Annotated in this window: 21 protein-coding genes, 2 tRNA genes and 1 pseudogene; 9 read left to right on the top strand and 15 right to left on the bottom strand. The window is 60.2% G+C overall.

Annotated features, from left to right (window positions below; genetic code table 11):
• The first annotated feature begins 463 nt into the window (after window positions 1-463).
• The 5 genes from DJFAAGMI_RS01820 to DJFAAGMI_RS01800 all read left to right on the top strand — a co-directional run bounded on the left by DJFAAGMI_RS01820 (window position 464) and on the right by DJFAAGMI_RS01800 (window position 5,664).
• The gene (locus DJFAAGMI_RS01820) at window positions 464-1,072 is read left to right on the top strand and encodes a TetR/AcrR family transcriptional regulator (protein ID WP_211455720.1); all 609 of its coding nucleotides are present in this window, start codon (window positions 464-466) and stop codon (window positions 1,070-1,072) included.
• 76 nt (window positions 1,073-1,148) lie between these two features.
• Window positions 1,149-1,838: a type 1 glutamine amidotransferase domain-containing protein gene (locus DJFAAGMI_RS01815; RefSeq protein WP_211455719.1), complete on the top strand. Its 690-nt coding sequence runs from the start codon at window positions 1,149-1,151 to the stop codon at window positions 1,836-1,838.
• Window positions 1,839-1,841: 3 nt separating this feature from the next.
• Window positions 1,842-2,819, top strand: coding sequence for a zinc-binding dehydrogenase (locus tag DJFAAGMI_RS01810; RefSeq protein ID WP_211455718.1), 978 nt, complete (start codon window positions 1,842-1,844; stop codon window positions 2,817-2,819).
• Between the two features lie 255 nt (window positions 2,820-3,074).
• The gene (locus DJFAAGMI_RS01805) at window positions 3,075-5,384 is read left to right on the top strand and encodes an FdhF/YdeP family oxidoreductase (RefSeq protein WP_211456692.1); all 2,310 of its coding nucleotides are present in this window, start codon (window positions 3,075-3,077) and stop codon (window positions 5,382-5,384) included.
• Window positions 5,377-5,664: a hypothetical protein gene (locus tag DJFAAGMI_RS01800; RefSeq protein ID WP_249333694.1), complete on the top strand. Its 288-nt coding sequence runs from the start codon at window positions 5,377-5,379 to the stop codon at window positions 5,662-5,664. The genes DJFAAGMI_RS01805 and DJFAAGMI_RS01800 overlap by 8 nt, the downstream gene beginning before the upstream one ends.
• Here the strand turns inward: DJFAAGMI_RS01800 and DJFAAGMI_RS01795 are convergent.
• Window positions 5,661-5,819 (bottom strand): annotated as a pseudogene (locus DJFAAGMI_RS01795) (transposase); the annotation flags it as partial. The gene DJFAAGMI_RS01800 and the pseudogene DJFAAGMI_RS01795 overlap by 4 nt on opposite strands.
• A 310-nt stretch (window positions 5,820-6,129) precedes the next feature.
• Here DJFAAGMI_RS01795 and DJFAAGMI_RS01790 point away from each other — a divergent pair.
• Entirely contained in the window at window positions 6,130-7,266 is a 1,137-nt protein-coding gene (locus DJFAAGMI_RS01790) for an iron-containing alcohol dehydrogenase (protein ID WP_211455717.1), read from the top strand.
• Window positions 7,267-7,283: 17 nt separating this feature from the next.
• Here DJFAAGMI_RS01790 and DJFAAGMI_RS01785 read toward each other — a convergent pair whose 3' ends face one another.
• The 7 genes from DJFAAGMI_RS01785 to DJFAAGMI_RS01755 form a co-directional block, all read right to left on the bottom strand.
• Window positions 7,284-9,710 carry an AI-2E family transporter gene (locus tag DJFAAGMI_RS01785; protein ID WP_211456690.1) on the bottom strand — a complete coding sequence of 809 codons (2,427 nt, stop codon included), beginning with the start codon at window positions 9,708-9,710 and terminating at the stop codon, window positions 7,284-7,286.
• Window positions 9,711-10,008: 298 nt separating this feature from the next.
• Window positions 10,009-11,028, bottom strand: a complete 1,020-nt coding sequence (locus tag DJFAAGMI_RS01780) for a patatin-like phospholipase family protein (RefSeq protein ID WP_211456689.1) — start codon at window positions 11,026-11,028, stop codon at window positions 10,009-10,011.
• A gap of 133 nt (window positions 11,029-11,161) precedes the next feature.
• Complete coding sequence (locus DJFAAGMI_RS01775; protein WP_211455716.1) at window positions 11,162-12,004, bottom strand: sensor histidine kinase; 843 nt, start codon at window positions 12,002-12,004, stop codon at window positions 11,162-11,164.
• 30 nt (window positions 12,005-12,034) lie between these two features.
• Complete coding sequence (locus DJFAAGMI_RS01770; RefSeq protein WP_211455715.1) at window positions 12,035-12,796, bottom strand: response regulator; 762 nt, start codon at window positions 12,794-12,796, stop codon at window positions 12,035-12,037.
• A 210-nt stretch (window positions 12,797-13,006) separates the two neighbouring features.
• Complete coding sequence (locus tag DJFAAGMI_RS01765) at window positions 13,007-13,846, bottom strand: HDOD domain-containing protein (RefSeq protein WP_003057060.1); 840 nt, start codon at window positions 13,844-13,846, stop codon at window positions 13,007-13,009.
• 65 nt (window positions 13,847-13,911) lie between these two features.
• Entirely contained in the window at window positions 13,912-15,159 is a 1,248-nt protein-coding gene (locus DJFAAGMI_RS01760; RefSeq protein WP_249333692.1) for an alpha/beta hydrolase family protein, read from the bottom strand.
• A gap of 61 nt (window positions 15,160-15,220) precedes the next feature.
• Entirely contained in the window at window positions 15,221-17,602 is a 2,382-nt protein-coding gene (locus DJFAAGMI_RS01755; protein ID WP_211455714.1) for a Tex family protein, read from the bottom strand.
• A gap of 177 nt (window positions 17,603-17,779) precedes the next feature.
• Here DJFAAGMI_RS01755 and DJFAAGMI_RS01750 point away from each other — a divergent pair, with 177 nt between their 5' ends.
• Entirely contained in the window at window positions 17,780-18,898 is a 1,119-nt protein-coding gene (locus DJFAAGMI_RS01750; RefSeq protein WP_211455713.1) for a DUF72 domain-containing protein, read from the top strand.
• 108 nt (window positions 18,899-19,006) lie between these two features.
• Here the strand turns inward: DJFAAGMI_RS01750 and DJFAAGMI_RS01745 are convergent, their stop codons facing one another.
• Window positions 19,007-20,110, bottom strand: coding sequence for an enoyl-CoA hydratase/isomerase family protein (locus DJFAAGMI_RS01745; RefSeq protein WP_211455712.1), 1,104 nt, complete (start codon window positions 20,108-20,110; stop codon window positions 19,007-19,009).
• Window positions 20,111-20,327: 217 nt separating this feature from the next.
• Between DJFAAGMI_RS01745 and DJFAAGMI_RS01740 the strand changes: the two genes are divergently transcribed.
• Window positions 20,328-20,768 carry a YbaN family protein gene (locus DJFAAGMI_RS01740; protein WP_211455711.1) on the top strand — a complete coding sequence of 147 codons (441 nt, stop codon included), beginning with the start codon at window positions 20,328-20,330 and terminating at the stop codon, window positions 20,766-20,768.
• Between the two features lie 102 nt (window positions 20,769-20,870).
• Here DJFAAGMI_RS01740 and DJFAAGMI_RS01735 read toward each other — a convergent pair.
• Window positions 20,871-20,947, bottom strand: a tRNA-Pro gene (locus tag DJFAAGMI_RS01735).
• Window positions 20,948-21,129: 182 nt separating this feature from the next.
• Window positions 21,130-21,206: transfer RNA gene (locus tag DJFAAGMI_RS01730), tRNA-Pro, on the bottom strand.
• Between the two features lie 520 nt (window positions 21,207-21,726).
• Between DJFAAGMI_RS01730 and DJFAAGMI_RS01725 the strand changes: the two genes are divergently transcribed.
• A complete protein-coding gene (locus DJFAAGMI_RS01725; RefSeq protein WP_211455710.1) occupies window positions 21,727-22,764 on the top strand; it encodes a porin in 1,038 nt (345 codons plus the stop codon).
• A 94-nt stretch (window positions 22,765-22,858) separates the two neighbouring features.
• Here DJFAAGMI_RS01725 and DJFAAGMI_RS01720 read toward each other — a convergent pair whose 3' ends face one another.
• From DJFAAGMI_RS01720 to DJFAAGMI_RS01705, 4 genes are read right to left on the bottom strand one after another with little or no spacing between them, the layout of a single operon-like run.
• The gene (locus tag DJFAAGMI_RS01720) at window positions 22,859-23,563 is read right to left on the bottom strand and encodes a hypothetical protein (protein ID WP_211455709.1); all 705 of its coding nucleotides are present in this window, start codon (window positions 23,561-23,563) and stop codon (window positions 22,859-22,861) included.
• Window positions 23,560-24,549 (bottom strand): MlaD family protein, encoded by a 990-nt coding sequence (locus DJFAAGMI_RS01715; protein ID WP_003057075.1) that lies wholly within the window; start codon window positions 24,547-24,549, stop codon window positions 23,560-23,562. Before DJFAAGMI_RS01715 ends, DJFAAGMI_RS01720 begins: the two co-directional genes overlap by 4 nt.
• A gap of 13 nt (window positions 24,550-24,562) precedes the next feature.
• Window positions 24,563-25,366, bottom strand: a complete 804-nt coding sequence (locus DJFAAGMI_RS01710) for an MlaE family ABC transporter permease (protein ID WP_211455708.1) — start codon at window positions 25,364-25,366, stop codon at window positions 24,563-24,565.
• A 57-nt stretch (window positions 25,367-25,423) separates the two neighbouring features.
• Window positions 25,424-25,897, bottom strand: a complete 474-nt coding sequence (locus DJFAAGMI_RS01705; RefSeq protein WP_211455707.1) for a Cd(II)/Pb(II)-responsive transcriptional regulator — start codon at window positions 25,895-25,897, stop codon at window positions 25,424-25,426.
• Window positions 25,898-25,920: the final 23 nt, after the last annotated feature.

Here is a 25,920-nt window from a genome sequence, read left to right as displayed (position 1 = left end):
AGATGCTGTGGCTTGGTGGCGCCGCCTCTCGCCCGCGGATGCGCAACCCCACAGCGGCTGTGATAGCCAGGGTAGATTCAACCGATCGATGCAACACATTTGTTAAACATCTCAGCCCAGTTTTTGTACCCCAAGGCTTTTCTGGGCAGTCCGCTTAGCGTTCTTGCAATCGCATCCCACTCATCCTGCGAGCAGACTTGGAGGTAGGTGGCCACACTGAATCGCTTTTGCCCTGCCTTCTCCAATTCTTGATCCCAGGTCAAGGAGCAATGAAGCTCTTGCCACAAAGTTCGTGAAAGCTTGGCCAGTCAAGGCTATTCCTGTGGCGATAGCGACTAAGCTTAGTCTCAGGCTCATTGAAGCTTGATCAGCTACCGGTAGGCATCCAGACATAGCCATTTCCGCAACATGGGTCATGCTCACCAAATAAATAGACGACCGGTCTATTCTTATAATCACGCACATGATCCTCAGCAAAAAGGCCGAAGCGACACGTCAGCACATTCTCGATACGGGGTATCGGTTGGTGCTGCACAAGGGCTTTGCAGGTCTGGGCCTGCTCGAAATTCTTAAAGCTTGCAACGTACCCAAGGGTTCGTTCTACCACTACTTCTCGTCAAAGGAAGCCTTTGGCTGCGTGCTGCTACAGCAGTATGTGGAAGGCTACGGACACAAGTTCAATGATTTGCTCGGCGAAGCTGGCAATGGTCATGAGCGCCTGATGCGGTACTGGGATGCCTGGATTTCAGCACCCAGCAACCCCGCGCTTGGATGGGCCGAAGAATGCCTAGTGGTGAAGCTCGCTGCCGAAGTGGCCGATCTCTCCGAAGACATGCGCCTGGTACTCGACACCGGCGTGCAGCGCCTGCTGGCAAGAATCGCTGCGCTGATCGACGAGGCCCGTGAAGATGGGTCATTGCCCGCCGGCAAGCCATCACCAGCGCTTGCTCGGGCGCTGTACCAAATGTGGCTAGGGGCAGCACTTCTGGCCAAGTTGAGTCAAGACAAATTGCCGTTGCTGGAGGCACGCGACACCACCGAGCAGTTGCTGACTTGCACCTCGGGCCCCTGAGCCACATAAGCCACATAAGCCACATAAGCCACATAAGCCAAGAGCCACTGTATTTCCGACACCGAAGGAGTCATTGATGAAAGTTCTGTTTGTACTCACGTCCCACGACAAGCTGGGCAGCACCGGTCACAAGACGGGGTTCTGGTTGGAGGAATTCGCGGCACCCTACTACGCATTGAAAGATGCGGGAGCCATGATCACTCTGGCTTCGCCTGCCGGAGGTCAACCGCCACTGGACCCCAAAAGTGATGAGCCTGCCGCCCAAACTTCTGCGACCGAGCGGTTTCGCCAAGACACCGAAGCACAGGCCGCTCTGGCTTCGACAGTACCTCTGAAGCAGGTCAGTGCCACCGATTTTGATGCCGTGTTTTACCCGGGTGGCCATGGCCCCTTGTGGGATCTAGCCAATGATCCCAACTCCATTGCATTGCTGGAAGCTTTTGAGCGTGCGAACAAGCCACTCGCACTCGTCTGCCATGCGCCAGGTGCTCTGATCAATGTCCGGGCCGCTGATGGACAACCACTGGTCGCCGGCCGCCATGTCACGGGCTTCAGCAACAGCGAAGAAGCGGCGGTCGGCCTGACCACCGTCGTACCCTTTCTTATCGAAGACGAGTTCATGCGCTTGGGTGCTCACTATGAAAAAGCTCCGGACTGGCAGGTGCATGTCGTCACAGATGGACGCCTGATCACGGGACAAAATCCGGCCAGCTCAGAGGGCGTGGCCCAAGCCTTGTTGTCCATGCTCGCAAACCAGGAGAAATAGGTCATGCGCAGTGCTATCCACACTACTTTTGGCGAACCTTCCGAGGTTCTCGAGCTGATGGATCGACCCATCCCGCAACCGGGTGCCGGTGAAGTGCGCATCAAGACCTTGCTGGCGCCAATCCACAACCATGATCTGTGGACGATCCGCGGCAGCTACGGCTACAAGCCTGAGCTTCCCGCGATTGGCGGCAGCGAGGCCGTGGGCATTGTCGATGCGCTGGGTGAAGGTGTTGTAGGCCCGACAGTGGGGCAGCGAGTCACTGTCGCGGGAGTCCACAACACCTGGGCGGAATACTTTCTTGCCCCTGCCAATGTGCTGGTGCCGATGCCACCAGCTATTCCCGATGAAGCCGCAGCGCAAATCATTGCCATGCCACTGAGCGCATTGATGTTGCTGGAGTTTCTCAATGTCGAGTCAGGACAATGGATCGTGCAGAACACGGCGAATGGCGCGGTCGGAAAGACTTTGGCAATGTTGGCGAAAGCACGCGGTGTGCACGTCTTGAACCTGGTTAGGCGCGATGCAGGTGTACAGGAGCTTGCCGGCCTGGGCATCGGCAATGCCTTGTCCACTGCACAACCAGACTGGCAGGAACGCGCTCGCGCCATTCTTGGTGGCTCGATGGCGCGTGCGGCCGTGGACTCCATTGGAGGCTCCGCCAGTGCATCCCTGCTCGGTCTATTGGGTGAGGAAGGCACCTTAGTGTCCTTTGGCACCATGGCCGGTGAGCCCATGCATATCGACTCCGGATCTCTGATCTTCAAGCAGGCGACGGTGAAGGGCTTCTGGGGTAGCAAGGTCAGTCAAGCCATGACGCCTGACAACAAGCGGCGCTTGATTGGCGAGCTGCTGCAACGCGTATTGTCGGGTGAGCTCAAACTCCCGGCAGAAGCTATTTTCGATCTCAATGATGCTGCTCAGGCAGCAGCCGCAAGCTTGCTGCCGGGCCGCAAAGGGAAGGTCTTGCTAAGGCCCTAAGAGCCGCTGACACAACCTTTGATACGTCGTTGCTGCGCCTCGTCTCAAATGCAAACCTGCGGTTTGCTGGGTTGTGTTAGCTGCTCTAAGTCTTATGAATGGGCATTGAATTGCCTTTAAGACTAATAAATAGAATGACTTTTTTCTCTCATTTTTCTATTGAATGTCGACATTGCCATAAGTGATTTGACGCAGCTCAGGCCTGCGATTGAAATGCAAGACGATGACCATCGAGCAGATGGCGGAGAGCTTGCTTTGCACGAACAAAAAATTGCCTTCTACAAAGGTCCCGCTGGTGGTTGGGGCGCACTCAACAGCGTGAAGAACACCTTGCTGCGCCAAGACATTCCACTCAAAGGTGCGAAAACACTGCTGTCGGCCAATCAGCCCGATGGCTTTGATTGCCCGGGCTGCGCATGGCCTGACCGCAACCATGCATCGACGTTCGAGTTTTGTGAAAACGGCGTGAAGGCGGTTGCTGCCGAAGCGACAGCGCGCCGCGCAGGCCCAGAGCTGTTTGCCCGCTACACGGTGAGTGAGTTGGCGGCGTACAGTGACTATTGGCTTGAAGACCAAGGCCGCCTGACTGAACCCATGGTGTATGACGCGGCCAGTGACCGTTACCAGCCCATTGCCTGGGACGAGGCCTTTGCCATCATCGCCAAACACCTGAATGCGCAGCCGGACCCGAATCAAGCCATCTTCTACACCTCGGGCCGGGCCAGCAATGAAGCGGCGTTTCTCTACCAGCTGTTTGTGCGTGAGTACGGCACCAACAACTTCCCCGACTGCTCCAACATGTGCCACGAGCCCAGTGGCACCGCCATGCGCGAGCAGTTGGGTGTGGGCAAGGGGACGGTGGAGCTGGTTGATTTTGAAAAGGCCGATGCCATTTTCATCTTCGGCCAGAACCCCGGCACCAACCACCCGCGCATGTTGGCTGAGCTGCGTGCGGCGCACAAACGCGGGGCTCGCATTGTCAGCTTTAACCCGCTGCGCGAGCGTGGGCTGGAGCGCTTTGCCGACCCGCAAGACAAGCTGGAGATGGCGACTCTGGGTTCATCGCCAATCAGCACGCATTACTTTCAGCTGCGCATTGGTGGGGACTTGGCTGCATTGAGCGGTATGGTCAAACATGTGCTGGAGCAAGAAGCCGAGCGCGGTGATGTCCTGGATCACGCATTTATTGCCGAACATGCGGTGGGCTTGAGCGGGCTGCAAGCCAGCGTGCAGGCTGAGCGCTGGGAGACGCTTGAAGAAGCCTCTGGCCTGACCCAAGCGCAGATGCGGGCTGCTGCCGACATTTACTTGGGCGCCCAAAGCGTGATTGCCTGCTGGGGCATGGGCATCACACAGCACACGTATTCGGTTGCCACCATTCAGATGATTAACAATCTGCTGCTGCTGCGCGGCCATATTGGCCGCCCCGGCGCCGGGCCTTGCCCGGTGCGCGGGCATAGCAATGTGCAGGGTGATCGCACCATGGGCATTTGGGAAAAGCCGCCAGCGGCCTTGCTCGACCGCATTCGTGATGTGTATGGCTTTGAGCCGCCGCGTGCGGATGGCGTAGATGCAGTGGAGGCCATCAAACAAATGCGCGCAGGCCAAGGCAAGGTATTTTTTGCCTTGGGTGGCAACTTTGCGGCGGCAACACCTGATACCTATGAGACATGGAAGGCGCTACAGCGCTGCGACTTGACGGTGCATGTCACCACCAAGCTCAACCGCAGTCATGTGGTGCATGGCAGGCAGGCGTTGATCTTGCCTTGCTTGGGCCGCACCGAGATTGATATGCAAGGCGGCCAGCCTCAGGGCGTAACGGTGGAAGATTCGATGAGCATGGTGCATATCTCCATGGGCATTAATCCTCCTGCATCGCCACATTTGCTGTCTGAGCCTGCCATCGTGGCGCGCTTGGCGCATGCCACCTTGGGGGCGCGCAGCCGCATTGATTGGCTGGGTTTGGCGCAGGATTACGCGCTGATTCGCGATGAGATTGAAAAAGTCTTCCCAGACTTTGCCAACTTCAACCAAAGAGTGGCTGCGCCCGGCGGCTTTCGCCTGCGCAATACGGCCAGTGAGCGCGTGTGGCAAACTGCAACGGGCAAGGCCGCATTTTTTGCCCACGCTGTACCTGCAGAAACGGCGCAGCAGCGTGCGCAAAAACGTGTGCCAGAAAAGCGCGTTTTTACTTTGCAAACCACGCGCTCGCATGATCAGTACAACACCACCATCTACGGCATGGACGACCGCTATCGCGGTGTTTACGGCCAGCGCCGCGTGCTGTTCATCAATGCTGAAGACATCAAAGCGCTGGGCATGAGGGATGGTGATTGGGTCAACATCCAAACCGTGTGGGATGACGGGCAAGAGCGTCGCGCTGATGGTTTCAAGCTGGTGGCTTATGACACGCCACGCGGTAATTTAGCGGCTTACTACCCTGAGACCAACCCCTTGGTGCCGTTGACCGCAGTGGCTGTGCGGGCTGGAACACCTGCTTCTAAATCAATTCCTGTGGTCTTGGAGCTGACAAAGGCTCCTGCTCCAGATGCAGCACATGCCTGACGATTTGCCGTTAGCCACACGCCTGCTGCTGACGCTGGCTCAGTTGCAGGGCTCTAGCTTAGACGCGGTTTCATTGCCGCGTCTGGGCAAGCATTTGGGGCAAAGTGCCAGTGTGCTGATGCGTGAGTTGAGTGCGCTGGGTGATGCGGAGCTGGGCGGCGCGCGCGGCCCCGGCTGGGTACAGATCCACAATGTAGAAGGACACTGGCGCGCCAGCCTGACAGAGGCTGGCCGTGCTGTGGTGCTGGAGTTGCAGGCGGGTTTTGTTTTGAGCGACTAACACCTCCGATCCACGAAGCGTGCACAGATAATCGCAGCGGCCAGTTTCAGCAACGCTTCGTGGATGTCTCGTCGCCTTTCAACGCGAATGCGCAGCTTGCCAAAGCCTGCAAACCATCCGTGTGTTCTCTCCACGACCCAGCGATGCTTGTCCAGCTTTTCGCTGCTCTGGACTCTTGGACGTACGCCAAACCGAAGTGCTAGCGACCTGAAGGCAATCCGCCACCGTCAAAAAACCCATGGGAGCGCCTTCTGAGCGCGGGCGCGCTTACGACTTTAGTTCTGCACCATCATCCCCTGCACACCCGCATGAATGCTAAGTCGCTCTTTGCGACTTCATTTACCCAGAATAACAACCCTGTCCCCAGGGAGACGACTTTTCGCCGTCACCTAGGGTTTGCTGTCTTTGCACTGCAGCGTCCGGCTTCTAGATTGCAAGAATTCCTTTTGATCAAGCAAGCGAACCATGGCCTTTATCAATTTCGTCACCCAGATCCAGTTTGACTTTGGCGCCGTGCGCATGCTGCGTCAAGAATGCGAACGTGTGGGTATCAGCAAGCCGCTGATCGTGACCGACCCCGGCGTCAAGGCCGCTGGGATTCTGCAAAAATCGATAGATGCGTTAGGCGACCTGCCCTATGCCGTGTTTGACCAGACTCCCTCCAACCCCACCGAGGCAGCAGTGTGCGCGGCGGCTGAGATCTACAAAACCCAGAGCTGCGATGGTCTGATCGCCGTGGGCGGCGGCAGCGCCATTGATTGCGCCAAAGGTGTGGCGATTGCAGCCACGCATGAAGGGCCGCTCTCACACTACGCGACCATTGAAGGCGGCTCGCCTCGCATCACCGAGCGTGTTGCACCGCTTATTGCCGTGCCCACCACCAGCGGTACGGGCAGCGAAGTCGCGCGCGGAGCCATCATCATTGTCAACGACCATCGCAAACTAGGCTTTCACAGTTGGCACCTGGTGCCCAAGGCTGCCATCTGCGACCCCGAACTGACCTTTGGTCTGCCCCCCATGCTGACGGCTGCGACCGGCATGGATGCCATAGCGCACTGTATGGAAGCCTTTATGGCCTCGGCATTCAACCCACCGGCCGACGGCATCGGCCTCGACGGGCTGGCCCGGGGATGGGCCCATATCGAGCGGGCCACGCGCAATGGCAACGACGCCGAGGCGCGCCGCCAACTGATGAGTGCAAGCATGCAGGGGGCCATGGCTTTTCAGAAGGGCCTTGGCTGCGTACACAGCCTGAGCCACAGCCTGGGTGGCATCAACCCACGCCTGCACCATGGCACGCTCAACGCCATGTTTCTGCCCGCTGTCGTACGCTTCAATGCAGAAGCCGAAAGCGTGCAGCGCGAGGACCGCCTCAATCGCATGGCCCATGCCATGGGTCTCAGCAGCGGAAGCGATATCCCTGAAGCTGTTCGCGACATGAATGCCCGTCTGAGTCTGCCATCGGGTCTGGCCGCCATGGGGGTGGAGCGCACGCAGTTTGATGCCATCATCAACGGTGCGCTCAAGGACCACTGCCATGCCACCAATCCGCGACTGGCCTCAGCGCAGGACTATGAGCAGATGCTCGGAACCTCACTCTGACAGATGGAGCAACCGGCTCAGGCGTCAACAACAGGACCTTGCCTGAGCGCTTCACGCACATCATCCATCAGTTGCCGCGCCATGCCGCCGAGCACCTCCAGCTCATCATCGGACAGATTGCGCGGCTCGTCATCCAGGATGGACAGACAGCCCAGCACATTGCCTCTTTTGTCCGTCAATGGCACGCCCGCGTAAAAACGCAGCTTGAGACTTTGCACCATCGAGTCGTTGGCAAATCGGGGGTCTCGTGCCAAGTCTCCGACCACAATGGCCTCTTCTTCATACACCACATACGAGCACACCGAGCTATCACGAGAAAAGCCTTGCTGAGGGCCCTCTTGCGCCGAAAGCGGCAGCAGACTGCCCGGTGCAAAGACACGCTCAGCATCCACCCAGGAAACTTGAGCCCATTTGGTGTTGAAAGCGTTGACGGCTTTCTTGGCCGTGTCGCGATATAGCGCGGTCAATGCAGGTGCCAGCACTCCGCTTTCATGCAGCATTCTGACGCGCTGCTCATCGTCATCGGGAATCGGAGCTGCAATCACACTCTCTCCGGGATCACCAACCTGCATGGCCTCCACCCATAGGTGCAACTCACGCAAACTGGTCACGCAGGCCTGCGCTCCAGTCTGCCGGGAAAATTCAGGATCAGCCGCCACGGCTGGCGCATTCCACAGGCAAAGCACCACTCGCGCACCGGGCCAGTGGCGACGAATACGCCGCACAATGCGTCTCGCCATGCTTTGTGGCTGGTGATTGAAAATCGACAGCACCAACAGATCCGATTGCTTCACGGCCCGAGTCCACTCGCGATCCGCCAACAAGCCATTAACGTCGAACTGCAGGGACTTGGAGTCCGGGGCAAGTGCCCATTCGGAGCAGCTGACTTCATGACCATGCAAGCTCTCTGCATGGGCCACCATGGCTGCGCCCAGGGCATCCACCTCCCAGCGCACACCCGCGCAATGGATACGCAGGCATCGACGCTGATCATCTTCATCAGAAGCAGCCCGGGCATGCTCGCCACGGCTTCTGAATGCATATTGATCCTGCAGTTCCTCAAGCAGGGCTGCCATGCCATTGGACAGCCGCAAGCGATGCTCTGCCGTCGCCGACTCCAAATGTTGCTGGGTTGCAATACGCAAAGCAGGAATGGCAACCTCATCATAGAACCCCCTGACGGCACTGGCTCTGTCATCCTGGCCAGGTTTCGAGGGCAGGCGCTCCTCCACCGACTGCACGGCCATGCTGATAGCGTCATCAGCGTCATCAGCCAGCAGACGCTGGTACAGCCGTTGCTGCGGCCCGAGAACAGGCTCGCTGCCCAGCAATACCTCCATGAACTTGAGCGAAGGAATGTAGCGCCCCAGCACCAGCAGGCACACGGTCAAAGGTGTGGAGAGAATCAGGCCGATCGGCCCCCAGAGCGCCGTCCAGAAGGTCGCTGCCACAATGATGGACAAGGTCGACAGGCCGGTACTGGAGCCATACAGCCACGGCTCGATCACATTGTTGCTGATCAGCTCCAGCAGCAGAATCAGTCCCAGAGTCAGCAAGAACATATTCCAGCCAGGATCGACCGCAAAGGCCAGCGCCAGCGGAAATACCGCAGACATCATCGGGCCCACATAGGGCACAAATCGCATGATGGCGCCCAGTACCCCCCAGAGAATCGCCCCAGGCACGCCAATGAGCAACAAGCCCATGGCTAGTGGCACGCCATAGCTGACATTGACAATGAACTGCATGCGCAGATATTTGCCGATGCGCTGCGAGGCCTCATCCAGCGCATCGGTCGCCAGATTGAGGTTGCCCCCCACCAAGCGCAGCAAGCGATCACGCAGATCGTCTCGATCCAGCAAGATCAATATGACAAACAGCAGCACGATACCGGCAGTCGTCACCGGCTCGGCAATACGTCCCAGCCACTGCAGCATTCGCGTGGTGGGCTTGGAATCGGGGGTCTGTACCTCCACCTTCTGCACCCGCGCCCTGGCGTTGTCCACGCTGGCGATCTCCTTCTCGACCGTGTTGTAGGTCTTGAAAACGCCATCCCAGGCACTTGGCATGTTGGCGCTCTTGCGCAGGCTGCGCAATTTGTCGCGGATTGTCGATTGATAGGTCGGCAGGTCGGCGCTGAGTTGCTGCACCTGACTCCCCAGATACATGCCCAGCCCACCGAGAGCAGCCAGAGCAAAAGCCACTACCACGATGGCCGAAGCCATTCGCGGCAGCCCCCAGCGCTTGAGCCTGCTGACAGCAGGGTCGAGCAGAAAGCCGAACAGCATTGCCAGGGCCAGAGGAATCAGCAGGTCCCGCCCGAAGTACAGGGCAAGGATCACGATGGAGGCAATCATCAATCCGATAAGCAAGCGCAGGGCCGGCAGCATTTCGGCCAGATGCACCAGCCCCGGAGCCATGTTGACCCTGGCACGTCTATCCATACCCTCCCGCAAACCGGGCGCAGGCTGCCTGCCCTCTGCAGCCGAGCCCGCCTCTCGCGAGAGAGTCTCGACTTCGACCGGCGCCCCCGCATAGGGCTTGGTGGGCGCAACCGCACCAAAGTTAACCTCGGGTGAGGGAGACGACTCGTCGGACGGAGACTTCTCGTTTCGGTTCTCGGACATGGACATCGTTGGTGAACTACGGTCTGTGATTTTCGGAGTCAAAGTGTGCTCATCTGGAATTGCAGCTGGCTCTGCCTCCTTCCGCTGTCAGGCTTTGTCTCAATTTGCAAGAAAGCTAAAGCGCCTCGACCCGGCTCAGATCGGGTGCATGCAGCCAATCGGCAAACTCATCGGCCAGTTGCTGACTGGCCGACGTCGCCGCGTTCCAGGCCTTGGCACGCGCATCATGGTCGGAGCCGTAGCTCAGAAAGTCATGCCGGTCCGGCAACTTGCCATTGGGCAGGCAGGCCACCCATGCAGGGTCGGGTGCCAGCACCACCATCGAGTCCAGGTAGGAGCTGGAGCCATGACGCCATTTCAGTCCCTTGTCCAGCCAGCCGGGAATCACCGCCTTCTGGAAATGAGGATAAAGCACCACCCCATCGCCGCTGCGAGAGGCCAGGTAATCCAGATGCATGTGATAGTCGGTAATGCCCCCATCCCAATATGCCCCCTTGGGAGCCTCTGCAATATCCTGCACGGCATCCAACACAAAAGGGATGGAGCAGCTGGCGCGCAAGGCCTGCATGAAATTGCTCTCCGTCAGCGGTGTCTGCGCAGAACGGATGTCCGCAACACCGAAAGGAAGAGCATGCAGGGCATCGCTAGCAGAGGTGGAAAAGACTACACGCTCCAGCAGGCAGCCCAAAGCAGGCCGGTGCAACGCATTGCTGGCAAACGCGGCCGCGTAGCCCAAAGGAGTCCGCCAGGGTGATGCGCGTGAAAGCAAGCCACGGCCGCGGGCGGCAATCACATGTAGCCGGTAGCGCGGATTCGCCAGAACCTCGCTCACACGCCCGCCATAAAAATCCTGCAGCGACTGCGCAAACCGCTCGCTGACCAGTGAAGAAGGCGTGCGCTTGTGGCCTTCGGGAGGATCAAAGCGCTGGGCAATATAGTCGCGCTCCAGCCGTTCGAAAGCCGCTACCGGTGCGTCCAGACAGGCCGTTGCCATGCGCCAGGCACCGATAGAAGCTCCGACCAGATCCACCGGCTGCGCACTGGCCTGCAACCATTGTCCAAAGACGAAGCGATCCAGAGGTCCGAGAATCAGCCCCTTGGGACCACCTGCCGCCGCAGGTATGACTCTGACCATATCCGGCTGCAGGCCCCGCTGCGCCATGGACTGCCGCGCCTTGATGCCGGCATAGATTCGCAATGCTCTTGTGGATGACCTCATGCGGACATTGTGCTTGCAAGCCTCATTGCTCGCCATCAGGTCCGCGACTTCACCAGTTGAGCGTGACCGAGGTACCGCCACCCGGCCGGGCCGAGATGCTCAGCTTTGCCCCCATGGCGAGTGCTCTGCGACGCATATTGATCAATCCCATGCCGGCGACAGCAGCGGTGTCCAGGCTTTGCCTGCCATCGGCCGGCCTGCTGGGGCCTGCATCCTCAATGCTCAATCGTGCATGCACATAGGCCGCCGGCGCATCAGGAGACTTTTCCCACTGCTCAACGGCCGCCAGCGTGACCCAGAGTTCACGCGCATCCGTGTGTTGCAGCACATTGCTCACCGCCTCCTTCACCACGGCCATGATCTCCTCGGCCATGACACCACACGGCAGGCTGGCGGTGCCGCCATAGACCTCCGGGACCCAGACATCCCAGTGCAGATTCATGCCCCGATGATCCAGCACGGGCTGAAGCCTGTGCCTGAAGCGTGCCAGCAGAAGGCCCAAGGGTTCATTGCGGCTATCCATGGAATCAACAATCAGCCGCAGATCGAGCAAGCATTGCTCTGCGGCACTGCGAATCGCCGGATCCATGCTGCGCTCGGTCAGGCTTATCAGCTGCACCAACTGGCTGCCGACATCATCATGCAAGGCTTGCGCTATGCGTCTGCGCTCCCGCTGCACCTCTTGCGACGGACGCACACTTTTACGTCTGCGCCACAGCGCGCTGCGATAGGCCTGGGGCAGCAACCAGACGACAACCGCCACACTGATCCCCATGCCCAGCACAGCAGTCCACCAAGGACCGGAATGAAACGCCCCTCCCACCGGCAAAAGCCAGGGCAGCCACAGCAGCAGCTGCACACTCCACAGAAGCAAATGCCAGGCGTAGAACATGGCGAACGCGTTTGCAGACAGCGCCGCGGCCTAGAACCAGCCGCGCAGATAGGCAAAGCGCACGGCCTGTGCTCGGCTGCGCACCTGGAGCTTGCGGTAGATATTCTTGATATGCGTGTTGACCGTCATGGTGCTGATCTCCAGGCTGGCACCGATCTCTGCGCTGGTATTGCCACTGGCAACCATGCGCAGAACCTCGCATTCACGGCTGGACAGCCTGTCGGACATGTCGGAGCCCGGAACGGCTCCGGAAGCCGGTCGCTTGTCGCACCGCTGCAGCAGGCGCCTGGCCAGACTGGGGGTGATGGAGGCTCCGCCGTTGACGACCTGCAGCACTGCCTGGGGGTAATTACCAAACCAGGAGTTCTTGACCAGATAGCCGGTGGCCCCCAGTTCGAAGGCGTGCAGCACCTGCTCCTCAGTTTCCACCACCGAAACCACGATGACTTCGGCCTGCGGACGGTGGCTTTTCATCACCTCGATCAACTCGAGGCCATTATCTGCCCCCAGTTTCAGATCCAGCAGCATCACGTCAAATTCATGCTGACGGATGGCTTTTCTTGCATCCTTGATGTTGTCCGCCTGAGCCACCACCATGGTGCGACGGTCGTTCATGATTTCCTGCGCGATCACCATGCGCAAGTGAGCATCGTCGTCCACCAGAAGCACCCTGACCGGCTTGTCGGGCTGCCCCACCATGTGATCAGGCCACATGGAAGGACTGCCCAGTTCCACGGCCATGGGTCGGAGCATCAAGGCTTCACCGGAGTTGTTTGCACTGTTCGGGTCCATTTTGCGCTCCTGACCAGAGTTGCTTGCAGGGAGCTCCAGAGGGTGACCAAGACACCATATAGAGAAAAACTCCCCAATTCATCATTAGATAGTTTTTAGCAATTAAAACTGCAACTCAGCGTAAGAAAAACAGCAATTTGGGTAACCACGGATTTCTGACGAGACCTGCCCTGAACCCGTCAAAACCCTCGTCGCAGGCGGCATTGGGGCCTAAAACTGAACATCCAGTGAGCCTGCATGCCAGTCTATGGACGCCTGACGCAGCACCATATCGATGTCCATGCCCAGAGCCAGTCCGGTTTCTGCAGGAAATGTCACTGCCAGCTGGCGCTCGCCCCAGTTGAGCGCGCGGGTTGATGCCCTCCAGATCGCCAGATGCAACACTCCCGTCAAAGGCTCGAAAACAGGCTGCTCCATAGGCGCATGCATGAACTGGAACGCGTCGCTGATGAGGTCCGGACAATTCCACTGCCGCGCCAGATGGGCCGTGATCTGTCCCGAGCAATAGCCCATCAGCTGCATTTCCACCTGCGCACGCCTGGGATGCATGGGCTCCAGCAGCTCGGAAAGCCTGAGAAATGTGTCCGGATCAGCGGCCTGCAGCAGCAGCTCCCCCAAACCATGCAACAGCCCCAATGCGTAGGCCTGCGAGGCATTGGCCTGAACCGACATGGCAAGTGCGCGTGCCATGCGTGCCGTGTCCAGGCTATAGCGCCAGAAGCCTGCCAGACTCCAGCCCGCCGAGACATGAGACGCGCTGACAGGGGTCGCCTTCTGCACCATCTGCCGCAACTGAGCCGGCGCCAGAAGCACCAGCGCTTCGGGAATGCTGTGCACACGCTGGCCCAGCAGGTGCGCCGGCCCGTTGGCCGCAGCCAGCAGGCGTGCCGTCAGGACCGGATCGGTGGAAAACAATTGCACCAGGCTGCGCATGCCGGGCTCCGGCTTGCGCAGCTCACTCGACAGCAGCGCAACAGCGCGCGGCTGGCTGGGCAGCAATACATGCTGCTCCAGCAGAGTTGACAGGCTCAAGGGTTTAACGCGACTCATCTGGATCAAAAGCGACGACCGGGTTGTCGCCCCCCGAAGTGAACAAAAGAAGGCTCATGGGAATATCAGAGCTGTTCATCTCTTTTCAGCTGCACGGGCAGGCCCATGACCAACTGACCAGCAAGCTTGCGAGTCAAGGGTTGTAACACGGAAAAGTGGTCACCCCCCTGAACCGAGACGCAATGCAGCTGGTTCGACTTTCGTGCCGCGCACATATTGTCGAGGCTGTTGATATTGCCTGGGCTTTTGCTGCCCTCAATGATCCATGTCGGGCTCTTGATGGAATGCAGCCAGTGCACGGGGGAGCGCAAGCGCCTTTCATCCGGCGATATCAGCTCCCACTTCACAGGCCAGCCATAACCGCTGATCTCGTCCACCGGACCAAAAGCGAACACTCCCTGCACCGGCAAACCTGCCGTTGCTGTCAGCAGCGCCAGCGTGGCTCCGGTGCTGTGCCCGCCCAGATAGATGCGGGCCGGATCGACATAAGGCAGTTGCGTGGCCTGCAGGATGGCTGCGGCCACATCCTGCACTTCCCCCCAGAAATACTCACGCTGGCCAGGATTGTCATTGCCGCCGCGCAGCGTGGGAAACAGCATCGCCATGCCGGCCTTGCGAAACGCGCTGGCACTTTGATCATTGGTAGCAGGGCCTTCACTCCAGAAATCGTCCAGGCTATTGGTATCTCCCCCCGTCAACCAGACCATCAAAGGCTGCTTCCTGCCATCACCAGGATCCGGCGTGACAAAGGCCTTGAGCTTCAGGTCGCCGCTCTGATAGCTCATGGGAACAAACAACCGCGACGGCGGCTCGGGCATAGACCTGACGGGCATATGCGCTGCCGGCAACAGGGCAGTCGCGATCCGGGTTGCCTTGCCGGCGCGCGCCTGCATCAGATTCTGCAGAGTGATTTCACCCGATGCGATCTGTTGCTCAACGACCTGCTCGATCCGCGCCTGCTCCCCGCGCTGGCTCTCGTGCTGCTTGCGAGCGGCAGCGTGACGCACTTTGGCCATCTCATGCTCGGCCATCGCGGCACGCGTGATGCAGCGCCGCTGCTGATCTATGTCGATGCCCTCTTCCTGGGCCTTGTCGACCTGTGCAAGATTGAGCTTGACGGTATGGCACAAGCTGTCACCCTCTGGTGCCAGGGCTGGCGGCCAAACCACGGGCGCCGGCACCTGGGTCTGAGCCTTCTGCTTGACCCTGTCCAGCGATATCCAGCCGCGTGATGTCATCTTGGCGCCGATAAAGACCACCAGCAACGCCACGCCTATGGCCGGCAATATCACCCGCCCCCTCGCTTTGCGCATTGTTCTGCTCCCACCAAAAAGGCCGCCTGTAATCTGGATTCGATGGCGGCCTGGTGGGAGATTATTTCTTCAGTCCCTGCAACTTCGCAAAAGCTGATGCCATTGCATTTTGCTGTGTGGGCTGGTTACCACGCTGGGGTTGCGCATAGCCACCGCGATTGCCGCCGCCATAGCTGTTGCCGCGGCCTGCACCTTCAAAGCGATTGTCCCGCGGGCCATCGCGACGTGCCGGAGCCGCGTCGAGCTTCATGGTCAGGCTGATGCGTTTGCGATCCACGTCGACTTCCAGCACTTTGACCTTGACGATCTGCCCGGTCTTGACCACTTCGCGCGCATCCTCGATGAACTTGTGGCTCATCTGGCTCACGTGCACCAGACCGTCCTGATGCACACCCAGATCCACGAATGCGCCGAACTGGGCCACGTTGCTGACGGTACCCTCCAGCGTCATGCCCTCCTTCAGGTCCTTGATGTCCTCCACGCCATCATTGAAACGGGCGACCACAAAGTCAGGACGCGGATCACGGCCGGGCTTCTCCAACTCGCCCAGAATATCCTTGATGGTCACAGCACCGAAGTTGTCATTGGCAAACTGCTCCGGCTTCAAGGACTTGAGCACTTCGCCACGACCCATGATCTGATCCACAGGCTTGCCCGTGGCCAGGATGATCTGTTCGACCACCGGATAGGTTTCAGGGTGAACGCCGGTGACATCCAGCGGATTGTCGCCACCGCGAATGCGCAAAAAGCCTGCGGCCTGCTCGAAAGTCTTGGCTCCCAGACCGGCTACTTCCATCAGTTGCTTGCGGTTCTTGAACGAACCATTGGCATCGCGCCAGCGCACTACCGACTTGGCGACCGAGCCCGACAAGCCGGAAACGCGCGTCAGCAGCGGGGCAGAAGCAGTGTTCAAGTCCACGCCCACGGAGTTCACGCAATCCTCGACCACGGCATCCAGCTGGCGGGCTAGCTCGCTCTGGTTCACATCGTGCTGGTACTGGCCCACGCCAATGCTCTTGGGGTCGATCTTGACCAGCTCGGCCAGCGGATCCTGCAGACGACGGGCAATCGATGCCGCACCGCGCAGGCTCACGTCAATATCGGGCATTTCCTGCGCCGCAAACTCGCTGGCCGAATAGACCGAGGCACCCGCCTCGCTCACCACCACCTTCTCGATCTTCTTGTCGGCCTTGGATGCGATCTTGATCAGGTCTGCCGCCAGCTTGTCGGTTTCGCGGCTGGCTGTGCCGTTGCCGATGGCAATCAGATTGATATCGTGCTTTTCCACCAGACGGGCGAGCACGGCCAGCGAGCCATCCCAGTCACGGCGCGGCTCATGTGGGTAGATGGTGGTCGTATCCACCAGCTTGCCGGTGCTATCCACCACGGCCACCTTGACGCCGGTGCGAATGCCGGGGTCCAGGCCGATCACGGCACGCTGGCCGGCAGGTGCCGCCAGCAGCAGGTCACGCAGATTGTCGCCAAACACCTTGATCGCCACCTTCTCGGCGTCTTCGCGCAGGCGGCTGAACAGGTCGCGCTCGGTGGACAGGCTTAGCTTCACGCGCCATGTCCAGGCCACGCATTTGCGAATCAGATCGTCAGCGGCGCGCTTGGCATGGCTCCAGCCCAGGTGCAGGGCGATCCTGCCCTCGGCGAGGCTGGGTTGGCCCGGTTCAGGCTCGACCGGTTGCACCAGCTTGGCTTCGAGAACCTCCAGTGCACGGCCGCGGAACACGGCCAGGGCACGGTGCGAGGGCACTCGGCCAATGGGCTCGTCGTACTCGAAGTAGTCGCGAAACTTGGCGACCTCGGGGTCGTTTTCGTTCTTGCTCTCGACCTTCTTGGACTTGAGCAGGCCTTCATCCCACAGCCATTCGCGCAGCTTCTGCACCAGCGCCGGGTCCTCGGCCCAGCGCTCGGACAGGATGTCGCGTACGCCGTCCAGCACGGCAAAAGTGGTGCTGAAGTCGGGACCGGGCTTGCCGTCGTCCAGTGTCGTCGCGGGCTTGCAGAAAGCCTCGGCTTCCTTGTGCGGGTCCAGCGTGGGGTCGGCAAACAGCTTGTCAGCCAGCGGCTCGATGCCGAATTCCTTGGCAATCTGGCCCTTGGTGCGGCGCTTTTGCTTGAAGGGCAGATAAATGTCCTCCAGTTCCTGCTTGGTCGGTGCACTGGCAATCGCCAGGCGCAGCGCATCGGTCAGCTTGCCCTGCTCGTCAATGGCCTTGAGTACCGTCTCGCGGCGGTCGTCCAGCTCGCGCAGATAGGTCAGGCGCTCGTCCAGCGTGCGCAGCTGCGTATCGTCCAAACCGCCCGTGGCCTCCTTGCGGTAGCGGGCCACAAACGGAACCGTGGCGCCACCATCGAGCAACTCCACTGCCGCGCTCACCTGCTGCGGCTTGACATTCAGTTCTTGAGCAATCTGACCAATGATTTTTTGCATTCGATATTCGCCCCACGGCGTTCAACACAGGAAGCCGATGAGTTTGCCATAGGCATGCCGCCAGACTGCGCTTGATATCCAGCAGAAGTGCAAGCAAACCTTAAAACTATGCTTTCCATAGCTGCTTTCCATTGATGAGAAAGCGCGGAAGGCCAATTTCATTAGAATTATTGCGACATGACCGATACCTTCCAGGACGATTTTTTTGCCGATGAGCAGCCTCCTCCCAGAGACGGCACTGGCAAAGCACTGTCTGAAGAAGCGCCGCAGGCCGATGGCCCAGGTGAACGCAAACCCAGACGCGGCGCGATTGCCCTGGCCCCGGCAGCCGCGCAGTACCAGGAGCTGGCCGCACAACTGCCACCCCTGCTGCGCATGGGCGTCTCGACCTGGTCCTATCCGGGCTGGGAGGGCTTGGTCTGGGACGGAGCCTATGACAGCAGCGTGCTGGCCAAAAAAGGCCTCACAGCGTATCACCAGCACTCGTTGCTGCGCACCGTCTGCGTAGACCGCACCTTCTGGAGGCCGCTGACGGCCAGCCAATATGCCGCCTTTGCCGCTCAGGTCGATGCCGACTTCCGCTTTGTCGTCAAATGCCCGGCCGGCATTACCGATGCCCAGGTACGCAGCGAGGAAGGCAAGCCGCGCGAAGCCAACCCCGCGTTTCTGGATCCTCACCTGGCCATAGAGCATTTTGTGGAGCCCACTCTCGAAGGACTGGGCAGCAAACTGGGCGTGCTGGTCTTTCAGCTCAGCCCCCTGCCCTGGAGTCTGCTCAGCCGCCCCGGCCTGTTGATGGACAAACTGGGCCTTCTGCTGTCCGCCGTGAAACAGGCGCTGCACGCACATCCGCAGGTCGTCGTTGCCGTTGAGGTCAGAGACCCCGAGTTGCTGACCTTGGAGCTGACCCGCACGCTCAAGACCCATAGCGCAACCTTCTGTCTGGGCTTGCACGGCAAGATGCCGCCCATCGAGGCGCAACTCGACATGCTGCGTGCGCTATGGCCCGGGCCGCTGGTGTGCCGCTGGAATCTGAATCGCCTCTTTGGCGCCTATGGCTATGCCGATGCCCAGAAGAAGCACCAGCCGTTCAACGAGATCCTCAGCGAAGACCTGCATACCAGGGAACGGCTGGCCCGCACGATTGCTGGCATCACCGGTGCCGGTCAACCCGCTTTTGTGACCATCAGCAACGATGCCGAGGGATGCGCCCCCCGCTCGATAGCGCTGCTGGCACAGGCGCTTGCGAGTCTTGCAGACCCTGGCCCTGACAGGCATCCGCGCTCGCCATCCTGAATTGATACTAAAAATGCCGTCAAACGCTTACCAGTAAAGCGCTGATAGCTATCAAAAAAATCCCGACAGCATCGAACCTGTCGGGCTTTGTTTTGATAGGGCGCAGGATCAGCCTTGCAGCGCCGCCAGCGGGTGCGAATGTGCAGGCCAGGGGCTGTCAAAGAACGCATGCCACTCGGCATCGCTCACCTCTTCGATGCTGGCAGGATTCCAGCGCGGGCTGTGGTCCTTGTCCACCGCCAATGCGCGGATGCCCTCCACGGTTTCGCTCCGACCAGGGCGCAGATAAAAGCAGTGGCGCACCATATCGCGCTCCATGCGCAGATCTTCGGCCAGGCTCATCTGGCGCGCACGGCGGATTTGCTCCAGCACCACATGCAGCATCAGCGGCGAGCGCTTGCGCAGCGTGGCAGCTTCGGCCTGGGCCCAGTCGCTGCCGGCCTGCAAGGCCTGCACCACAGCAGCTACCGTGGGCAGAGAAAAACAGGCATCGATTTCCGCACGATGCTCGGCTGTCTTGGGCTCGGCGCTCACAAAGCGGGAGCGCACCACGGCATTGAGCGCCTCCACATTGGCAAAGTCCGTGGTTGCCAGCGTCTCCCACAGGTCGGCCTGCTGTGCGGCAGGAATGCAGCCGTCGGCCAGACCGAAAGCCAAGGCATCGCCCGCACCGATGGTGTCGCCGCTCAAGGCCAGCCATTCGCCTACGGCACCAGGGCAGCGCGAGAGAAAATAGCCGCCTCCCACATCGGGGAAGAGGCCAATGGCCGTCTCGGGCATGGCCATCTTGGTGCGCTCGGTCACGATGCGCAGCGAGCCGCCCTGGCTGATGCCCATGCCGCCGCCCATGACGATGCCGTCCATGAAGGCGATATAGGGCTTGCCGAAGCTGTGAATCAGATGATTGAGCGCATATTCCTCCGTGAAGAAATCTTCGAGCTGAGGATTGCCGCTGCTGCCCGCGGCATGCAGAAAGCGGATGTCGCCACCGGCGCAAAACGCCCCGAACACCCCTTCCTTGTTGCTGCCACGAATGGCCACGCCCAGAATCGAGTCGTCTTTTTGCCAGGCCAGCAAAGTGCCCAGCAGATCGCGCACCATGCCCAGGGACAGCGCGTTGAGCGCCTTGGGACGGTTGAGCGTAATCATGCCCAGCTTGCCACGGACTTCGGCAATCACATCGGACATATCGGCGCTCGGGGTGGGGGTCATTGTCTTGCTCCTTGAATCAATTCCATGCTGGTCGCCAGTCGGTCGCCAGGCCATGCGCACCGATTATGCGGTTGCACTCCGCGCATGCCGGGACAAGGACGTGACAAATACCGCCAGCCTCTGCAGCCACAAAGCCCGAGCGGTCTGCAATGCTGACTAATATGGGAGCCGTGCCTGGCTGCAGCCTCACCAGCTTCTGCAGCCCACCTTCTGCCTCATGAACGATCTGCCACCACCGCCCGAAACCCCTCGCGAAGAACCGCACCCGGAGCCCAAGCAGCTTTCCGCGCCGCTGCGCTATCTGCTCATTGCATTTGCGCTGATATGCGTGATTTTGGGACTGATAGGCGCCGTGGTCCCCGGCATGCCCACCACCGTATTCATACTGATGGCCGCCTGGGCGGCAGTGCGCAGCTCACCCAGATTGCACCGCTGGCTCTATGCGCACCGTGTTTTCGGCCCGTTGCTGCACAACTGGGACACCGGCGGCAAGGTCAGCCGCCGCGCCAAATGGACGGCAACCGTCAGCATGGGCGCCAGCAGCCTGCTGATTCTGTATTTCTCGTACAAACCATGGCTCACGGCCATGACGCTGAGCATCATGGCCTGCGTCCTGCTCTGGCTCTGGCTCAGGCCCGAGCCGCAGATTGAAGGATGAGCCCCCCAAAGTCGCAATACATGCGCATGCTCGATGCTTTCCTCTAACAGGAGAGCTGAAATAGAAAAAGGCCCGTGATTTACATCACAGGCCTTTTCAATTTGGTCGGAATGGCGGGATTCGAACTCGCGACCCCTTGCACCCCATGCAAGTGCGCTACCAGGCTGCGCTACATTCCGTGTCGATGACGCTATTGTAACCGACTTTTGCTCCTCTTCCGGGAAGACAGTTGCTGAAGCAATTGCTCAAGCATGAATCATGACGGACGCTTGGCGCTGCAGGTTTCATAGCATCTCGCCTCTGCAGCTTTGGCACCCGCATTGAAAAAGGCCTGTGATTTTCATCACAGGCCTTTTCAAATTGGTCGGAATGGCGGGATTCGAACTCGCGACCCCTTGCACCCCATGCAAGTGCGCTACCAGGCTGCGCTACATTCCGTGTCGATGGGATGAATTATAGGGAGGAAAAACAGCCTCCCCTGGGAAAACGCGCACTTTTTTCAAAAAAGTCTCAAATACACGCAGCAAGCAACCCACCAGCGCCCCTGGCTGGAAAGCAGGCCCATGCGCCTGCTCGCTCTGGATTGCGCAATGAATACGCCCCTCAATGGCGGGCATACATACGCCTTTGGTGCAGCCCGGCTTACAGCGATGAAACGGCGGGTATCCAGGCTTCGGTCAGACCCGGTCTGCAAGGAATGACTGTTATTCCTGCGACACCAAGCCATCAGCAGTCACTCACCCGCAGCTGTCGTCCCCTGGCCGCTCCGCATAGCAATATCGATAGCACCAAGACGGTGCACACAAGTGGTTTCCCTGGGTCCTTGAGGTAAAAAAACCACTGTCATATCGCTGAAAAGATGATTTCATCGGCTTCCGCGGAACTGCAGAGCAAGCTGTATACAAACCCCCGCTATATTTCAAAACGTAAATCCAATATCTAACTCGAGAGGACACTCATGAAGACCGCTTTTATCGCCATGGCTGCTGCCCTGGCCTGCTCCGGCGCCGCTTATGCCCAGAGCAATGTGCAACTGACCGGTCTGGCCGATATGTATGCCGGCTCCGTCAAGATGGCTGGCCAGGACCGCAAGGGCGTTGTCGGCTCCGGCGGCATGACCACTTCCTGGTGGGGCCTGAAGGGCACGGAAGACCTGGGCGGCGGCCTGAAGGTCGATTTCAACATCACTGCCTTCATGCGCATGGACACGGGTGAAACAGGCCGCTTCCCCGGCGACACCTTTTTCTCGCGCGATGCCAACATCGGCCTGAACGGCAATTTCGGCCGCATCGGTCTGGGCCGCGACAAGGCGCCCAACTTCCTGCCTACCATTCTGACCAACCCCTTTGGCGATTCCTTCACCATCTCGCCTCTGGTGCTGCACGCGAACACGCCCACCGCAGCCTGGGGCGGCAACCGCCTGACAACGCCCGCCGACACCGGCTGGAGCAATATGCTGGTCTACACGACACCTAGCTTCGGCGGTCTGACTGCCAATGTCTACTACCAGTTCGGCGAGCAAACGACTCCTGGCAACAAGAGCAAGAAGAACGTCGGCGTGAACGCCCTGTACTTCAACGGTCCTCTGAGCCTGACGGCCTTCTACGAGCGTGACCAGATCACCAACCCCGGTAGCGGCACGGTCATGCCCACCAAGAGCGACTGGATGGTCGGCGGTAGCTACAACTTCAATGTTGTGAAGCTCTACGCCACCTACGGCCAGGCCAAGGTCAAGGATCTGGATAGCAAGAGCAGCACCTACTCGCTGGGTCTGGATATTCCGGTCTCCGGCACCCCCGGCACCGTCAAGGCAGCCGTGGCCCGCACCAAGTACGAAGCGGCCACCGACGCCACCCGCACCACAGCGACCCTGGGCTACGACCACTTCCTGTCCAAGCGCACCGATGTCTACACCGCTCTGATGTACGACCGCGTGACCGATGCCAGCCCCAAGACCGGCACCAGCCTGATCGCCGGTATCCGTCACCGCTTCTAAGCACTGGATTTAAGCGGGCCTCTGGCTCGCCATCCACAAAAAGCGAGGCCTGTGCCTCGCTTTTTCATTTCCAATATGACGACCGGCGGCCTGTTCACTTGGGCGAGGATGTCTCCAACAGCTTCAGCCGACGCTGCAACTGCGCCTGTTGTTCCGCATCGCCGCCCTGCTGCGCTGCCTTGAGTTGCAGCAGCAGCCAGGCCATCAAGGGCCTGCGCCAGCCTTGCGCCGAAGCGGTATCGACGCCTTGCTGCAGCAGGGCAGGGTCCGCCGTGCCGCCACGCAGCAGCACGCCTGCAGCCACCAGTCTCGATAGCGGATCCTTGATTTCGGCCAGTGCAGTGCCAGCTGCGCCGCCGCCGAGCAGCTGCCGCGCCACGCCGCGCTGCGCCTCGGGCAAAAGCTCGATATCACCGGCTTGCGGACTCGCCTGCAGATAGCGGGCATAGGCCTGTTCTGGCTTGCCCGCATCCTGCGCCAGCGCCTCATAGGCCGGGCAACTGTTCCAGTCAAGGCTGGCTACCTGCGCTGCGCAGCGCATCAGCTCCAGCTTGGCTGCCTGTGCGGGTTGGCCGGTGCTGGCCACGGCATCGCGCGCCTTCTGCCACTGCAGTGCCTCCACGCGCTGCTGCCCCTGCAAATAGGCTTGGCTGGCTTTTTGCGCCGCAGCTTCGGCACTCAAGGCCCAATCGGGTGCCGGGATTTGGTTGCCACAGGCCGAAAGCGCCATGACAGATATAGCAGCCAGCGCTCTCCCCCATTGGCCTGAAGTCTGCTTTTGCTTGGTTTTTTGCTTCATGGCAGCTTCAACTCCGGCTTGTGGGAAAACGGCCATTTGCGCTGCAGATCGTTGAGTACGGACTCCAGCCTCAGCAGATTGCTTTCGACCTCGGCACGCAGCGCGCCCAGATCGGTCGAGGCCTCGCGGGCATTGCTGCCCACCACCTGCATATCGGCCAGCACGGCATCGACCTTGGCCATGCTTTTGCGCGTATCGGCCAGCAAGCCGTTGAGCTGCTCCATGGTGGCCTTGACCTGGGGCATGACGCCATTCGCATCGAAGACCTGGCTGTCGGCACGTGCCACCATGCGGTCCATGCGTCCGAGCAAGGAGTTGGCGCGCTCGAGCATCTGGCCGACCTTCTTCGCTTCCTCGTCGCTGCCCAGCACCGCACCAAGAACCCCGCCCTGGCCCTGCATGCGCTCTGCCAGCTTGCGCACTTCGGCCAGCGATCCGCCCAGGGCCGAGTCCGTGGCGGTCAGGGCCGCCACATTGGCCAGCACCTCCTTGGCGGAATTGATGATCTGCGGCAACTCGGCCGTGGCATCGCCGCTGAGCACGGGCCGCACGGAATCAGGCGGCAGCGGGGCATCGTCCAGCATTCCGGTATAGGCCTTGATGGTGGTGCCGCCCACCAGGCCCTTGACCAGTGTGAAGACGCTAGACTGGCGCAGCCAGTGGGCGTCCTTTTCGGTCACATCGACCAGAATGCGAACCGAGCCGTCCTTGGCCAACTCTATCTTGTGCACACGGCCTATGGGAAAGCCCGAGAAGGTCATGTCCATGCCCACGACCACGCCTTCGGAGTCGTCGGCCGTCAGCACCAGACGCTGCGTGGGCTCGAACACCCCGCGCGCATAGAGCAGATAGGCAGCAGCACTCAGAATCAAGATCAGGGTCAGCGCCAGCAGCGCGGCTGCCTTGGCGCGCAGATGCGCGACGGGTTTGAGGCTGAGCAACTCCTCGTCGATCAGTTGCTCCTCGGCCATACGCGTTTCGCTCATGGCTCCATCCTTTTCAGTAATAGTTGCCCATGAGCGAGATCACCTCGATCAGGAGCAACACGGCAAACATGCGTGCAAAACCGCCCAGCTCCGCCCCGCCCTGCCGGTGCCGCGCAACCGGCGTGTACATGGCGGACGCCAGTGGCATGACAGCCACCGTGAGGCTGAAAAACCAGGTCTTGAGCACAAACACCAGCGTCAGCGACGGCGTGAAGATCTGGCCGAAGATGCGGGTGTAGGCGGCAAAGCCGGCCAGGCTGAAGCCATAGACACTCAGATAAACGGTGACCAAGGCCACGATGCAACTGAGCGCGGCAAGCGTGACGGCCGCAAACACTCCCGCAGCCGCACGTGGCACCAGCGCCGCACGGACAGGGTCAATGCCCTGCGTCTTCCACTTCGCAAGCTGGCCCCGGGTACGCATCTGCACCACCTGCACGCCGGCCGGAATGGTGCAGCGCATGGCCACAAACAGCGCGGCCGTCAGCGGTATCAGCTCGATCACCATCACCCGCACCACCAGATCCAGCGCGTAGCGCGACAGGCCATAGCTTTGTGCTGTGACGATGACGATGCGCGCAATCACCGCACACAGCAGGGCTGCCAGCGCGGTAAAGCCCGTGAGTATGGGAGCGGTCTGCGCATACATCTGCTGGGCCAGCATGGCCCGCCCGCGCTTCTGATAGCTGGACGGCGAGCTGATCAGCACCAGCAGCATGGCGGTGAGATAAATGCTGCGCCACCACGCCAGGGCCTGCGCTCCCAGCGCAGCCCAGATCCGCCCCGGCAACTTGATGGTGGTTTCACTCCAGCTCATGCAGGAATGATAGCGTCCACTTCAGGATAGGGGCGCAGCAGCAAGAGTTGCACTTTGTCAGACATGGCGCTTTGCCGCAGCGCTGCCCTGCAGGCCCTCGGGCAGGGGCTCGTCGGCCTGGGCATGCAGGGCCTCGATGATGTGGCAAAAGCTGTCCGAGCCGTCGCACTGGCTGCGCAGCTGCATCAGCTCGTGCTCCAGGGCCTGCAGTTCGGCCAGGCGCTCGCGCACATGGCCCAGATGGGCATCCAGGGTCTTGTTGGCTGCCACGCAATCGGCCTTGCGCGCACCATCGAGCGCCAGCAGGGTGCGCACCTCGTCGAGCGACATATCCATGGCCCGACACAGCCGGATAAAGCGCAGGCGGTGCACATCGCCATCGGTGTAGAGCCGGTACTGGTTGTCCTCGCGCACGCCGGTCGAGAGCAGTTGCTCCTTCTCGTAATAGCGGATATTGGCCGCAGCGATGCCGGAACGCTTGGCCGCCTCGCCAATACGCCAGCGCGGAATATCGTGCGAATTGAGGGACATGCTTGACCTTGAAGTGACTTTAT

It is taken from the genome of Comamonas brasiliensis (assembly GCF_018292285.1).
GTDB classification, from domain to species: Bacteria; Pseudomonadota; Gammaproteobacteria; order Burkholderiales; family Burkholderiaceae_C; genus Comamonas; species Comamonas brasiliensis.
This window is presented reverse-complemented; position numbering and strand designations above follow the sequence as displayed.